Here is a 15,181-nt window from a genome sequence, read left to right on the forward strand (position 1 = left end):
ATTAATGGAACATGTACAACCTAAATATCGGCTCTCGTTAGATTTGCAGCTCTTTTCACAGGAGAAGACAGAAAAGGCAACACCTAAGAAACGCGATGATTCACGGAAAAAGGGGCAAGTTGCCAAAAGTATGGACCTTTCGGGGTCGTTCATTTTATTAATCTCCTTTATGAGTCTGTTTATGTTAGGCGGTTTTTTTAAGGAACGTCTAATATCGATGTTCAGTGATCCTTTACAGCATCGGCTTAACATGCAATTGTCAGTTAACAATATTGTGGACTATTTTGGCCACTTATTGGTCCAATTTCTAATTTTGCTCGCTCCAATCTTTATTGTTGCGGTTGTGATGGGATTGTTAGTGAATTACATGCAGATTGGTTTTCTATTTACAGGCGAGCCGCTCAAAATGCAATTCAGCAAAATTGATCCGATCAAAGGGTTTAAAAACATTTTTTCCATGCGTTCAGTGGTCGAATTTCTTAAATCGATTATTAAGCTGACTGTAATTGGAGTGATTGCGTACATATCCCTATGGGGGGAACGTGATCGAATCATTGAGCTTAGTCATGTACCGCTTGGTGGCATATTATCTTACACCGCAGAACTTACCGTCATACTAGGTATTAAGACCGGAGCAGCCTTAACGATTTTGGCCGTATTCGACTATATGTATCAGAAGTATGAATTCGAGAAGAGCATCAGGATGTCAAAGCAAGATATTAAAGATGAATATAAGAAGATGGAAGGCGATCCGCTAATTAAAGGAAAAATCAAGGAACGCCAGCGTCGAATGGCTCTTATGAGAATGATGCAGGAAGTTCCAAATGCGGACGTTGTCATCACGAACCCGACGCACTTCGCCATTGCCTTGCGTTATGAAGGTAATTCGATGGAGGCTCCTAAAGTGATTGCGAAAGGACAAGATTATGTCGCTCTGAAGATCAAAGCAATCGCACAGGAGAACGGCGTCATGACTATGGAGAATAGGCCACTCGCGCGAGCGTTATACGAGCGAACTGAAATCGGCGATTCCATTCCGGCCGATTTGTTCCAAGCGGTCGCAGAAGTACTGGCATATGTATACAAATTAAAAGGCAAAGCAAAATGAGCGGACAGGGATGGAGGACAATTCCGTGAAAGCGAAAGCGAGAGACATATTCGTCTTGGTAGGCGTCATCGGCATCGTGTTAATGATGGTTTTGCCGATACCCAAAGTATTATTGGATATTTTACTAATCATTAACATTTCAATAGCACTTATGATTTTGCTTATTGCGATGAATACGCGAGAAGCGTTGCAATTTTCCATCTTCCCAGCTTTGCTGTTGATCACAACGTTATTCCGGTTGTCTCTGAACATTTCGACCACGAAGCTGATTTTAAGTGAAGGGGAAGCAGGAGACGTCGTTCACACGTTTGGTGAGTGGATTACACAAGGAAACATTGCTGTAGGTATGGTCGTCTTTCTCATTCTAGTTATCGTTCAGTTTATCGTTATTACGAAAGGATCTGAGCGTGTCGCAGAGGTGGCTGCCCGTTTTACTTTGGATGCGATGCCAGGTAAGCAGATGGCGATTGATGCGGATCTGAACGCAGGTCTAATTAACGAGATGCAAGCGAAAGAACGACGTCAAAAAATTGAACGCGAAGCAGACTTCTTCGGGGCGATGGACGGTGCCAGTAAATTTGTTAAAGGTGATGCCATTGCAAGTATTATCATTCTTATTATTAATCTGTTGGGCGGATTTATTATAGGAATGGCCATGCATGGCATGGACTTCGGCACAGCAGCGCAGACTTATTCGATTCTGTCCATTGGTGATGGACTTGTCAGCCAAATTCCAGCGCTACTTATTTCCACTGCTGCGGGCTTAATCGTTACACGATCCGCTTCGACAGGCAATCTGGCAGAGGATTTGAGCTCACAAGTACTTGCTTATCCTAAATTGTTGTATATTGTATCCGCTACAATTGCTATGCTGGGCTTATTTACACCAATCGGACCGCTTGCTACGTTACCATTTGCAGGATTGCTTGGTTATGCGGGTTATCGAATGCAGCAGACGCTGGATCGAAATACGATATCTGAGGAGCAGCTTGAAGAAGAGCAGCAAATTGAAGAAGTTCGCAGCCCTGAAAGCGTCATTAACTTATTGCAGGTGGACCCGATCGAATTCGAATTCGGCTATGGCCTGATACCTCTTGCTGATGTTCAGCAGGGCGGGGATTTGCTAGATCGTATCATCATGATTCGTCGCCAATGTGCACTTGAGCTCGGATTGGTCGTTCCAGTTATTCGTATCCGTGACAACATTCAACTTAAACCTAACGAGTATGTTATCAAAATTAAGGGTAATGTTGTAGCTCGCGGGGAATTGCTGCTTAATCACTACTTGGCCATGAGTCCAGGGTATGATGATGAGACGGTTACAGGCATTGAAACCGTAGAACCTGCATTTGGGTTGCCCGCATTATGGGTAGACGAAACGATGAAGGAACGAGCAGAAATGTCTGGCTATACGGTCGTTGACCCGCCATCTGTTGTAGCTACACATTTGACGGAAATGGTTAAGAAGCACGCGCATGAATTAATAGGCCGTCAAGAAACAAGGGCATTGGTTGATACAGTTAAAGAGCAATACCCTGCGATCGTGGATGAGTTGATACCGAATATTTTGTCTATCGGTGATGTACAGAAAGTACTTGCCAAGTTGTTGCGAGAGAAAATATCAATTCGGGATCTCGTATCTATTTTCGAAACATTGGCGGATTATGGATCTTACACCAAAGATCCCGACGTATTAACGGAGTATGTCAGACAAGCGTTAGCACGTCAAATTACACAGCAGTTTGCTGTACCAGGTGAAACACTTCGTGTCATCACAGTTGGGCCAACGCTGGAGAAGAAGATCGCAGACAGCGTGCAGCAAAATGAGCATGGTTCTTATTTGGCAATGGACCCAGGCACGACACAACAAGTGTTCCAACGGTTTCAAGAGCAGATTGGTCGGATTATTCAATCCGGTTATCAGCCTATTGTGTTGGCATCTCCGACGATACGGATGTATCTTCGTCAGCTTATGGAACGTGCCATGCAGGATATTCCGGTATTGTCATATAACGAATTAGAGCCAAATGTTGAAATTCAAAGCGTTGGAGTGGTGAATGTATGAGGGTGAAAAAATACCTGGTCGAGACGATGCCGGAGGCTATGAGCCAAATTCGTCAAGAGTTAGGAAAGGACGCCGTCATTGTCAGCACTAAAGAGGTTAAAAGTGGCGGGATTCTAGGCATGTTTGCTAAAAAGATGATTGAAGTCACAGCAGCCGTCGATGATTCGCCGGCTAAGCAGGCTCCACAGCCTAGGCCAGCAGCAAGACCGGCAGTTCCAGCCGCAATAGCTCGTAATGCCTATGCTGGCAAGCCACCTCATTCACCGCAGCCGCAGTCACCAGCTGTCACACAACGGAATGAGTCTGCCACACCTGCTGCTGATCCGTTGGATGAAGCACTGTTTAAGGATTTGCTGCAAGATTTGCGTGGCGGTGGCGAAGCAAAGCCTGCTGCGCCCGTACAGACAGCACCAGCTACTATAACCAATTCCGTTAAGGCTCCTGTTACACAGCAGGAGCCTTGGCGGGATGAAATACGTGAAGTAAAAGAGATGGTCAAGTCCATGCTGCGCAAATCAGAGCATGAGAACTGGACCGCTTACGCGAAGCAACTAGAAACGCGATTGTCGGAGCAGGGCATTACTTCTGAGCTTAGCTACAGCATTATTGATCGTGCGATGTCAAGCTGTCGTACGGAAGGTTCCGCACAACCGGCGCCAACGCTGCTTCACAGTCGTGTTGAAAGCGTGTTGGAAGAAACACTGTCGCGACAATGCAAATCAGGACTGTCTCGCAGCACAAAAGTGGTCTATTTTGTCGGTGCTACAGGGGTGGGCAAGACTACAACGATTGCCAAGTTGGCAGCGGATCAGATGTTCCATCATCAACGCAAGGTCGGATTTATTACTTCTGATACGTACCGGATAGCAGCTGTTGAACAGCTACGAACCTATGCGTCCATACTAAATGCGCCAATTGAAGTGGTTACTTCGCCTAATGATTTGCAGCGTGCATTGGTATCTTTGCAGGAGTGTGATCTCATTTTGATGGACACTGCTGGACGGAACTATCGCAACGATATGCATGTCAACGAGATTAATTCGATGTTGAAGCCTGTTGAAGGTTCCGAAACGTTTCTGGTGTTAAGTTTGACGTCGAAGACCGAAGACATGATGGCGATTATTAACCGGTTTGCGAAGCATACGATAGATCGCATTATTTTTACGAAAGCGGATGAAACCGACACTTGTGGTTCTATCGTTAATTTGACTGAGAAGACGGATATTCCATTTAGCTACGTGACTTGCGGTCAAAATGTGCCCGATGATATTAAACCGTTTGAGCCAAAGGAAATCATTCGTTTGCTGTTAGGGGATTGACAACATGATGGACCAAGCGCAAGCACTGCGCAGATTAGTTGCACGGTCAAATTCATCCGCCTCATCCGGTGGCGATCCAGCAACACGCCAGCATCGCACGAGGGTAATTACCGTAACTAGTGGTAAAGGCGGAGTAGGCAAGTCTAACTTTACGTTAAACTTTGCCATGATGCTGCAGGAGGCGGGGTACAGGACCTTAATATTTGATGCGGATATTGGCATGGCTAATATTGACGTGTTAATTGGTTCTCCTGCTTCTGTCAATTTGTATCATGTGCTTAGCGGCATGAAGCGTCTCGAAGATATCGTTCAGATCGGACCGAAAGGAATTCACTACGTCCCAGGCGGTTCCGGTTTCCAAGATTTGTTGAACATGCCGGAAGAGTCGCTGGAATCTTTTCTGTCTGAGCTTGAGAATTGGGCTGAACGTTATGATGTTATCCTTTTTGATACAGGTGCAGGACTAAGCAAGGAAACGATCCGATTTGTGATGGCAGCCGATGAAACGTTCGTTATTACAACGCCTGAACCGACAGCCATTGCAGATGCGTACGCCTTAATTAAAGTTGTGTATGGGATGTTCCCTGACACTAATTTTCGTCTAGTCGTCAATCGAATATCGGATTGGGCAGAGGGGCAGCAAACGGCTGAGCGTGTGACGTCCGTCGCCAGAAGGTTTTTACAGCTCGAAATTCCGGTACTTGGTTACATGTTTGACGATCCGCATGTGATGCAGGCCGTTAAGAAACAAACGCCGTTCTCCCTGCTGTATCCGAATATTCGGGTAACGGAACAGGTGAGACAGCTCGCCAGAGCTTATATGAGCAATGGAGCACAGCCAAAGAACGATGGCGGAATGAAGAACTTTATTAGCAAGTGGTTAAAACGTTGGACATGATTGTTGTAGTCGAAATGGCTCGTAACATGTAAGATGGAGATATAGCTAAGCAGCCATCCCACGATTCATCCATACGTATTCCATCACTAAGGAGTGTGTGGTAGATAATGACAACAAAGAAGATTCTTGTCGTGGACGACTCGCCTTTCATGCGCACGATTATTTCAGATTTGATTGCGCTGGATACCGGCTTTAACATTGTTGGAACTGCTCGAAATGGGGTAGAGGCACTGGAGCAAGTTAAGCTTCTTGCTCCAGATGCGGTGACGATGGATGTGGAAATGCCAATACGCAATGGATTGCAGGCGTTGCAAGGAATTATGGCTGAATGCCCAACACCTGTCATCATGCTGTCCAGTCTAACGGAAGAAGGGCGTCAAGAGACGTTATCTGCGCTTGAACTGGGTGCATTTGACTTTGTATGCAAGCCGAGTCCTACGAGCGGAAGTCAGGATATCCACAAAGTTGGGGAGATGCTGCATGAGAAGTTGCATGCTGCAATTCTTTCTCACGAACGGCGCCAACTACTAAAGAGAATGCGCGAAGAGTTATCGAAGTCGTATGCCCGTGAAAACGAAGCACGTCATCAGGTTAGCAAATCTAAGACGCTGGAAACGAAGCAGTCGACAAGTCATCATGAAACTCGCGTTTCCAAAGATACAGTTAACAGAGTACCCAAGTATGTGCCAAATGACAGCTCGACGAGCGTAAAGCAGCAGACGCTGCCTAAGTCCGTCTTACCTATGGCAAGTAAGTCTTTGCCAAACCAAGCAGCCACGCAGCAGCAAGAACCTGTTGAGCGCACAAAGCTTGGTGAGGAAAAGAAGTTAGCACCACGTGAATTAGGTGGAGTGGACTCTTTTGAGAAACGGCCAGCACGGAAGACGGAGCAGCCTGCCACTGGCAAGGAAGTTAAGCAAACTGTGGCAACGGATACGGGAGGAAAGAAAGTCTCTAGCAGTTCGACTGCGAAAAGCTCTCAATTCAAACATATCGTAGCTGTAGGAACGTCAACCGGAGGACCAAGAGCTTTAAAGGAACTGCTGTCTCAGCTACCAGGCACACTTAAGGCACCTGTACTTATCGTGCAGCATATGCCACCGAATTTTACGAAGTCTTTGTCTCAACGGCTTCATTCTTATAGTGAACTTGAAGTAAGAGAAGCACAGCACGGCGATGTGCTTCAGGCGGGAGTGGCCTACCTTGCTCCTGGGGGTCAGCACATGACTGTCGTTATGCAAGCAGACGGCAGTTATGCAGTGTCACTGAACCGCCAAGAGCCGCGCAGCGGCCATCGGCCATCGGTAGACATGATGTTCGAGTCCTTACTTCCTTTTAAGCAGTTGCAGCGACATATCGTACTGCTGACGGGAATGGGGAGTGATGGTGCACGGTCGATGAGCAAGTTGTACGAGGAAGGGGTTCGTTCAACCTTTGCCGAAAGTGAAGATTCATGCGTCGTATTCGGAATGCCAAGAGCCGCTATTGAATTAGGCTGCGTCTCACGTATCGTACCGATTCAAGATATGGCTCAAGAAATAGTCAGAGCAATCAACTAGCGGCTACAGCCGACGAGGATACTGTTTAAGGGGGTGTTCGAGCATGGATTTGAATCAGTATTTGTCCATGTTTCTCGATGAAGCAAACGACCATCTACAAGCTTTGAATGAGCACATGATGGAGCTGGAGAATCAGCCGGAAGACGTAAGTATCGTTCAAGTTATTTTCCGCTCTGCACATACGTTAAAAGGGATGTCTGCAACGATGGGCTTCGAAGATCTTGCATCTCTTACACATGAGATGGAGAATGTGCTTGATCTGGTCCGCAACAATCAGTTAGCGATGGACGGTTTTATATTTGATACTTTGTTTAAGAGCTTGGATGCGTTGGAAGGTATGGTTTCTGATATCGCAAACGGTGGAGATGGCAAGGCGGATGTTTCCGCTATCGTGAAGTCACTTCAATCTATTGTTAGCGGTGATCACAAGAAGCAAGAGCAAGTTGCAGCTATCGAGGCAGAGGTTGTGACAGAGCAAAATACTGACGAACGTTTGGATGAATTCCAGCGCAGCATCATAGAGCAGTCTGTTGAAGCGGGAATGACTGCTGCATACATAAATATTACACTGCGCGAAGATTGTGTGCTCAAAGCTGCGCGAGCTTATATGGTATTTCAAGCGCTCGGCGAAATGGGTGAAGTCGTCAAAACATCTCCACCAGCACACGATATCGAGCAAGAGAAGTTTGACAAGGGTTTCTCTATTTTCTATGTAACTACAGAAAGTGAAGAGCAAGTTCGTAAAGCGGTTGCTAACGTCTCCGAAGTAGAGCAAGTGGAACTGCAAGTGCTAACGTTAGAAGTGCTTAAGGATTGGAATGCTCGGATTGAAGAAGTACAAGCTGGCAAGTCTGAGGTTGCCGCTACAGCTGCAACGGCTGGAACTGCAACTGCCGAAGGAACTGATGCAACTGCGAAGCAGGCTGCAAAAGCTACAGATGGACAAGCCGCCAAAAACGCAGGGGCTGCAGCTCAAGCCAAGCCGTCTCAAAACCGAACGATTCGTGTTGATATTGAGCGATTGGATGTCCTGATGAATCTGATAAGCGAAATGCTAATTGACCGGGTTCGTCTGGAAGAGATTGCATCCGAAGTCAAAAAATCAGAACTGACAGAAACCGTTGAGCATTTAGTACGTGTAAGCGGTGATTTGCAAAGTATCGTGCTCAAATTGCGGATGGTGCCAATCGATGTTGTGTTTAACCGATTCCCAAGGATGGTTCGCGACCTGGCTAAAACATTGGACAAAAAAGTCGACTTTGTTATTTCAGGAGCTGATACAGAGCTTGATCGAACGGTTATTGATGAAATCGGAGATCCGTTGGTGCACTTGCTGCGGAATTCACTTGACCACGGTGTAGAATCTATTGCAGAACGCAGAGCTACAGGCAAGCCTGAGACAGGTACTGTGCAACTGCGAGCTTATCAAAGCGGAAATCATGTCTTTATTGAAATTGAGGATGACGGCAAAGGAATTAACCGTGATATCGTCCTAAATAAAGCGATCAAAAATAACGTAGTCACACCAGAAAAAGCTGCAACGATGACAGATGAGCAAGTTTATCAGCTATTATTCGCTTCTGGTTTTAGTACAGCTGAAGTGGTTTCGGATATTTCTGGACGTGGTGTAGGTCTTGACGTTGTTAAATCAAAGATTTCTGCACTTGGTGGACATGTAGTCGTTAATTCCAAACTGGGACAGGGGACTACATTTGTTGTGCAGCTTCCATTAACATTGTCGATCCTTTCTGCTATGCTGTTCCGTCTTGGAGATGAGAAATATGCGATTCCTTTAACTTCGATCGTAGAGACGGGCTTGGTACAGCGAGAGAACATTCGTCGTGTTCATGGCGGTATCCGAATGATAGATTATCGGGATAGTGTTATTCCTTTGCTATCACTTAGTGCTCTATTTGAATGTCCTAGCTACTCTGATTTTGACGAGGAAGAGGTTGAGATCATTATTATCCGTAAAGGAGATCGTATTGCAGCGTTAGCTGTAGACGACTTCATCGGTCAAAATGAGATTGTGCTAAAACCGTTAGGTAACTATTTAAAATCAGTTCCTGGCGTATCTGGAGCGACCATTCTGGGAGACGGTCAGGTCGCACTGATTGTTGATCCGAATGCACTATTAAAGTAATCATTGGGGAGGAACTATCATGGCGGAGGATTTAAAAGTTGTTGTCTTTAAGCTAGCAGATGAAGAATACGGAATTGAAGTAGATAAAGTACAGACGATTGAACGAATGATGCCGATTACACGTGTTCCCAAAACGTATTCCTTCATTAAAGGTGTTATTAATTTACGTGGTATTGTTGTTCCCGTGATGGATTTGAATGGTCGCTTTGGACTTCCGGAAACAGAGACGACAGACCAAACACGTATCATTATTGTAAATGCGCATGAGATGGAAGTTGGATTTATCGTTGATTCGGCTAGCGATGTTATCGACATGAACGAAGAGAGCATTGAGGAAGCACCTGAAATGGTAGGCGGAATTAAAGCGAAATACTTGCGCGGCGTAGCCAAAATTGGAGATAGTCGTTTGCTCATCATGTTAAATTTGGCTGAGGTGCTCAATCGTAGCGAGATTATTCAATTGGAACAGTTAGAGGTTTAACGTCATGCAACTTCATGAGATTTTAGGCGAATTTAAACTTGACGTACTGAAGGAGATCGGGAATATTGGTGCTGGCAACGCCGCAACAGCACTTTCCAGACTCTTGAACCGTCCAATCGATATGGCAGTACCTAAAGTACGACTGCTTCCGTTTGAATGTGTAGCGGATGAAGTTGGAGGTGCAGAGCAGGTTGTTATCGCCATTTATTTTCGAGTTGAGGGTGAGGCACCAGGGCACTTGTTCTTCATTTTTGAGATCGAGCCTGCTAAGAAACTGTTATCCTATTTGCTAAAAATGAGCACGGAAGAAGAATACTCATTCTCTGATATGGAAATATCAGCTTTGTCCGAAATTGGAAATATATTGGCCGGGTCGTACTTATCTTCTTTAGCTGACTTTACCCATCTAGCAATGTCACCAACTGTTCCACAGCTTGCGATAGATATGGCGGGAGCTGTTCTGAATTATGGGCTCATTCAATATGGTGAAATGGGTGATAGTGCCCTTTTGATAGACACGAAGTTCTTGGAAGGGTGCGAAGAAATACAAGGGACGTTCTTTCTCATTCCAGACCCGGACTCATTCTCTAAAATATTTGCAGCATTGGGAGTGCCATCTGAATGATTGAAGAGTCTACAGTTGTAAAAGTCGGCATGGCCGACCTTAATATTACAAAAGTTGGATCAATCCGTACGACTGGGCTTGGCTCTTGTGTCGGACTAACCTTGTTTGATCCGATGAGCAAGATCGGAGGGATGGCCCACGTCATGCTTCCTTCCTCCGACATCGCAAGAGAAGGTACGCTGAATATTGCGAAGTACGCCGATACTGCGATTCCGGAGCTCATTCGGCGTATGGAGCTGGAGGGAGCACGGCTGTCCAGGCTAATTGCCAAGATGGCAGGAGGTGCCCAGATGTTTGCATTTTCATCAGGAAACGATATGATGCGAATCGGGCCTCGTAATGTAGAATCTTGCAAGCAGATGCTCCAAATTCACAATATCCCTCTTTTGGCAGAGGATACAGGGGGAAATTACGGCCGTACGATCGAGCTGCGGTGTGAAGACGGTCTTTTAAATATTCGCAGTGTGCAAATGGGGATAAGGGATATCTGATGAGAGGATCAATACGTTGGAATTTTGGGCTTGGCGTGTTAGGCTTTTTTATTACGTTTTTGGCTTCTTTAAGTTCTAATCTGCTGATGACAAGTGTTGTGAGAGGTGCAATTGCATTTGTAATCTGGTTTGGACTAGCTTTTGTGATACGTTGGGTAGCAGGGGAACTAACTCAACCTAATCGCCATGCTAACGGGGAGCAAGCTCGATTCGAAGGGATCGAATCCGAACGGGGATCTAACGTGGATATAACTACGCCAGACGAGACTGAATCGCTGCACAATTTGTTAAAAGAAACACCTGTATCGGATGAAGCAAGCAAGACAGAGGAAAAAGATCGTCAAACGGGCTTTGAGCCGTTGGCACCACCTAAATTAGTTAGCAAAACGCCTTTGAAGGACGAACAATTGGCAGAAGCCGTTCGTTACATGAAAGACAAGTAAGGAGGTTAAGAGTTCATGAGCGTGCAGAAGACTACCAAATGTTCTAATTATGAGCTGTGGGTACAATGGAAAGAACATGACAACTTAGAAGCAAAGAAACAGCTAATAGAACTCTATTTACCGATTGTCGACTTTGTGTCTAACCGAATGGCTGCGGGATTGCCGCGCAGTGTTTCCAAGGATGATTTATCCAGCAATGGCGTGATGGGGCTAATTGATGCGATTGAAAAGTTTGATTACCGGCGGGGGCTACAATTTGAAACGTATGCATCATGGCGAGTTCGCGGGTCAATACTTGATGGCCTGCGTTCAGGTGATTGGGTGCCTCGTTCAGCAAGAGAAAAGGCAAAGAAGATAGAAGAAGCATACCAACACTTGGAGCAGCATTATTTGCGTTCTGTCACTGACGCAGAAATGAGTGCATATTTGGATGTCAGTGAACAAGAGTTTCATGGTATGCTTCAAGATGTAGCGATAATGTCGTTATGTTCATTGGAAGATCCGATTCGCGAAGAAGAATCGGAAATGCGCATTTCAGTTATGGTTGATGAAAAAGCCAAAAATCCAGAATATAAAGTAAATGAGCATTACTTGAAGCAAACTTTGATTGAAGGAATACACAAGCTAACGGAGAAAGAACGAACAGTCGTATCGTTGTTTTACTACGAAGATTTATCGTTAAGTGAGATTGCTGAAGTGATGACTTTATCCCCTTCACGTATCTCGCAATTACATTCGAAAGCAATCATGCGTTTGCGCTCCGTACTAGAGAAGAATAAATCGATGCTTCTGGAAGCGTAAACGCTGTTACTTAATAAGTAGATAGACTAGATGAAAGGGGGAGCGGCCATGAGTACAACGATCTTGTTGGAGGATTATTTGGATATAACATTGTCCGATGACAAAATGGAAGCTTACATGCATTTTTTGAAATTCGATGATACGTTTCAATGTAGCAAGGACGAAATAGAAGGGTTCTTGCTCAGCAACCAAATAAAATTTGGTGTCAACCATGAGGTTTTGCGGGAAATCGCCCATCAACCGCAATTGTTTACGAAGGGTCCTACTATGATAGCCAGTGGCAAAAGATCAACAAACGGCAAAGATGGTTACATCAAAGTATTGCTGGCTGCAGATGAAGCGGTTCGGCCACAAGAGCAAGAGGATGGTTCTGTTGATCTTAAAGAAATTAACCAACTAAACAATGTGAAGCGAGGCCAACGTATCGCTGAACGATTCCCTGCTAGCAATGGGGTTCCTGGTATGAACGTGCTTGGTGAGCTCGTTGCCGGTAAAGACGGTAAGGAAGCACGATTTAAAGTTGGGAAAAATGTCGTTTCGGACGATGCAGAAGTGGCATTATACGCCGCTATAGACGGTCTAGTCGTTCGTACAGAAGGGGATAGACTTAATGTATTCCCTGTCTATGAGGTTAACGGCGATGTTGATTATCGAACCGGAAATATTGATTTTGTAGGGACAGTAGTAATTAGAGGTAATGTGTTAACAGGCTTCAAAATTAAAGCCTCCGGAGACATACGCATTTACGGTGGAGTTGAAGGCGCGCAACTTGAAGCACTAGGTTCTATCGAAGTGATTGGTGGTATTATTGCCGGTAATAAAGGATACATACATGCTAGGCAACAAGTAAAATGTTCATTTGTGCAGGAAGCTAGAATTACAGCAGGTACAGACGTAATTGTGTCACAAAGTATTATGCACTCTCAGGTTCGCGCCGGCCGACAAGTGATTTGTAACGGGACTAAGGGACTAATTGTGGGAGGCACTATCCAAGCTGGAGAACGTGTGGAAGCGCGTACAGTGGGTAACGGTATGTCAACTGTCACAGTTATTGAGGTTGGTGTTGTGCCGGAGACAAGAAACGAGCTTCAAGAATTGCGTGTACAATACAAAAATAGTATGGACAATTTGGAGAAGACCGAAAAGGCTCTCCGTATTTTGGATCAATTTGCGTCTACTGGACAATTGACAGCGGATAAGATGGAAATGAGACATAAGCTAAATAAAACGAAAAAAAGTGTGTTGGCTGAACAGGCGGACATGCGAGAGCGCATTTTTGATATCGAGAAAATGCTGGAGGACACCGTTGTTGCACGTGTTGATGTAAATCAAACGATCTATGGAGGAACGAAGATCGTAATTGGGCGTTATACTCGTTTCGTCAAGGATGTATGTAAACGTGCTACATTCCGGCTTATAGATGGTGAAGTGAATATGAGTTCATTGTAAGACATCATTCAGCTAGACTTTTTCATAAATGAGGTGATGAGATGAATATGAAGTCCGTTGAACTGCAAGTTGCAATTCCTCGTACACAAGAAGTATCATCCATTCATCAGCAGATGCAACAACGCCCCACGTTAGAACAATCGATGCTGAATGAACAAGCAGCTAAACTTACAGAGTCGCTAAGACAACGTAACGAGAAAGTAGATGCGTCTTCAGAAGGGCGAATCCGCGACGATGAAGAGCACGCTTCCCACCACGATTCTTCCACGCCAGATAAACAACCAGATGACCCGGAGAAGAAGAATGCCGCAGTGCCGGCAGAACATCCCTATAAAGGCAAACACATAGACTTTTCAGTCTAAAGAGACGCCGTTGTTCCGGGAAACTGGAACACGGCGTTTGTGTGGTTAGCATGGTTGGAGGAGATATAGGGAAACGTACATCGATAAATATTACGACGAGTATCCGCAAATTAGCGGAGTCAGAGCAGAGGTAAAGGGGGCGCAACATGAACGAACCGTGGATTTATTTAGCGCTGCTTGGCGGCGTAATTGCTGTAGTTGGTCTGGTCCGCCCAACGTCACAGGACAATCAAGCCAGCTTGAAGCAGAACATTGAAGAAACGTTAGAGCATTATGTACAAGAAATTAGTGAAGAAAATGAGAAGCTGTTGTTAGCAGTTGAGCGGCTAAAGAAGGAAGCGGATCTTCGTGATGAAGCGATGCGGCGCAGAATGGACATGCTAGAGGCATCTGTGCAGCATGCGGGTGAGCAGCAGCGTCAGCAAGTATCTCAGATCGAGACTTTGGCTTCGTTAGTGAATAGACCACAAATCGCTCAGAATGAGCCAAATAAGAAAGAGACAGAGCAGCACACATTCGAAGGAACGACAGCAGTAGACTCAAAAAGTGGAATTGAAGCTGTAGAAAACATAGAAATCGAAGAAGTCGTAGAAGCTTCTCCGCCAACTATACGAGATCGCTACGCCGATTTGTTTGCGTTACATACGAAGGGGCTAAAGCCGGAACAGATCGCCGCACGTTTAAACATGCCATTAGGTGAAGTGCAGCTTATATTACAACTCAGTCTGCAGGAGGATCAACGTGTTTAGAAATCGTTATTTTCTGATCGGATTAGGGACAGGTATTATTATAGGCGTATTATTACTCCAAATCATGTTAATTGGGCAGAAATCTGTGCCACAACTCACAGAACAGCAATTAATCCGTGAGGCGGAGCGTCAAGGATTTGAGCTGGTGCAAAAACGAAGCGCTGTGCTGCCAGAGCGCTCATCTTCGACGGAAGCAAATCCTAACAAGGACACTGTTCACACATCTGCTCTCGATCCAGCTACTCAAGTAGATAAGGCAAGTGTGAATGCGGCCGCTGACAGCAGTGCGAATAAGCATCAGCCGGCAAGTACACCAACTAAGCAAGCAGCTAAACAAGCAGTTAAAGAAGAAGGGGCTTCACACCCTGCTAATGTGAAGAAAGACAGTTCACAGAAGGCGAGTTCCAAACCTAAGGAAAAACAATCAAAAAGTATTCGTATCATTCCAAATTCAAACGCAAGCTCTGTATCGAAGCAGCTTGCTGATGCTAAAATCGTGGACGATGCAGCGTCATTCGAAGCATATATTAAGAAACAAAAGAAGCAAACCAAACTCCGTGCAGGAACGTTTAAATTTGAGGTGTCAACCTCGTATGAGCAGGCGCTAGCAATATTAACTTCACATCCGAACGCCTAGTTCTGAAAATGGTTGCATCTAGTAGTTCATTATGGTATATTAATTGACGGT

15 protein-coding genes are annotated in these 15,181 nt (G+C 45.2%); all 15 read left to right on the forward strand.

The genetic code is table 11. The features are described 5' to 3' along the window. Positions 1 to 4 precede the first annotated feature (4 nt). Positions 5 to 1,108 carry a flagellar biosynthesis protein FlhB gene (gene flhB / locus H509_RS0111220; protein WP_028545170.1) on the forward strand — a complete coding sequence of 368 codons (1,104 nt, stop codon included), beginning with the start codon at positions 5 to 7 and terminating at the stop codon, positions 1,106 to 1,108. 25 nt (positions 1,109 to 1,133) lie between these two features. After that, on the forward strand, positions 1,134 to 3,173 hold the full coding sequence (flhA, locus tag H509_RS0111225) for a flagellar biosynthesis protein FlhA (RefSeq protein ID WP_245596026.1): 2,040 nt from the start codon (positions 1,134 to 1,136) through the stop codon (positions 3,171 to 3,173). After that, positions 3,170 to 4,492: a flagellar biosynthesis GTPase FlhF gene (gene flhF, locus H509_RS0111230; protein WP_028545172.1), complete on the forward strand. Its 1,323-nt coding sequence runs from the start codon at positions 3,170 to 3,172 to the stop codon at positions 4,490 to 4,492. The genes flhA and flhF overlap by 4 nt, the downstream gene beginning before the upstream one ends. Before the next feature lie 4 nt (positions 4,493 to 4,496). Beyond that, positions 4,497 to 5,390, forward strand: a complete 894-nt coding sequence (locus H509_RS0111235) for a MinD/ParA family protein (protein ID WP_028545173.1) — start codon at positions 4,497 to 4,499, stop codon at positions 5,388 to 5,390. Positions 5,391 to 5,497: 107 nt separating this feature from the next. Then, positions 5,498 to 6,949: a protein-glutamate methylesterase/protein-glutamine glutaminase gene (locus tag H509_RS0111240; protein ID WP_028545174.1), complete on the forward strand. Its 1,452-nt coding sequence runs from the start codon at positions 5,498 to 5,500 to the stop codon at positions 6,947 to 6,949. 43 nt (positions 6,950 to 6,992) lie between these two features. After that, entirely contained in the window at positions 6,993 to 9,092 is a 2,100-nt protein-coding gene (locus H509_RS0111245; protein ID WP_028545175.1) for a chemotaxis protein CheA, read from the forward strand. A 19-nt stretch (positions 9,093 to 9,111) separates the two neighbouring features. Then, a complete protein-coding gene (locus H509_RS0111250) occupies positions 9,112 to 9,573 on the forward strand; it encodes a chemotaxis protein CheW (protein WP_028545176.1) in 462 nt (153 codons plus the stop codon). A 4-nt stretch (positions 9,574 to 9,577) separates the two neighbouring features. Continuing rightward, the gene (locus H509_RS0111255; RefSeq protein ID WP_028545177.1) at positions 9,578 to 10,198 is read left to right on the forward strand and encodes a chemotaxis protein CheC; all 621 of its coding nucleotides are present in this window, start codon (positions 9,578 to 9,580) and stop codon (positions 10,196 to 10,198) included. After that, entirely contained in the window at positions 10,195 to 10,689 is a 495-nt protein-coding gene (locus tag H509_RS0111260) for a chemotaxis protein CheD (protein ID WP_028545178.1), read from the forward strand. Before H509_RS0111255 ends, H509_RS0111260 begins: the two co-directional genes overlap by 4 nt. Continuing rightward, a complete protein-coding gene (locus H509_RS0111265; protein WP_245596027.1) occupies positions 10,689 to 11,132 on the forward strand; it encodes a hypothetical protein in 444 nt (147 codons plus the stop codon). The genes H509_RS0111260 and H509_RS0111265 overlap by 1 nt, the downstream gene beginning before the upstream one ends. A 15-nt stretch (positions 11,133 to 11,147) precedes the next feature. After that, positions 11,148 to 11,933, forward strand: coding sequence for a FliA/WhiG family RNA polymerase sigma factor (locus tag H509_RS0111270; protein WP_028545180.1), 786 nt, complete (start codon positions 11,148 to 11,150; stop codon positions 11,931 to 11,933). A gap of 48 nt (positions 11,934 to 11,981) precedes the next feature. Further along, the gene (locus H509_RS0111275) at positions 11,982 to 13,382 is read left to right on the forward strand and encodes a flagellar assembly protein A (RefSeq protein ID WP_028545181.1); all 1,401 of its coding nucleotides are present in this window, start codon (positions 11,982 to 11,984) and stop codon (positions 13,380 to 13,382) included. A 41-nt stretch (positions 13,383 to 13,423) separates the two neighbouring features. Further along, positions 13,424 to 13,744, forward strand: a complete 321-nt coding sequence (locus tag H509_RS0111280; RefSeq protein WP_028545182.1) for a hypothetical protein — start codon at positions 13,424 to 13,426, stop codon at positions 13,742 to 13,744. Between the two features lie 146 nt (positions 13,745 to 13,890). Further along, positions 13,891 to 14,493, forward strand: a complete 603-nt coding sequence (locus H509_RS0111285) for a hypothetical protein (protein ID WP_028545183.1) — start codon at positions 13,891 to 13,893, stop codon at positions 14,491 to 14,493. Further along, on the forward strand, positions 14,486 to 15,130 hold the full coding sequence (locus H509_RS24970) for an endolytic transglycosylase MltG (protein WP_036696940.1): 645 nt from the start codon (positions 14,486 to 14,488) through the stop codon (positions 15,128 to 15,130). Before H509_RS0111285 ends, H509_RS24970 begins: the two co-directional genes overlap by 8 nt. Positions 15,131 to 15,181 lie beyond the last annotated feature (51 nt).

Origin of the sequence: Paenibacillus taiwanensis DSM 18679 (assembly GCF_000425125.1) — a bacterium.
In the GTDB taxonomy this organism is placed as follows: Bacteria; Bacillota; Bacilli; order Paenibacillales; family Paenibacillaceae; genus Paenibacillus_B; species Paenibacillus_B taiwanensis.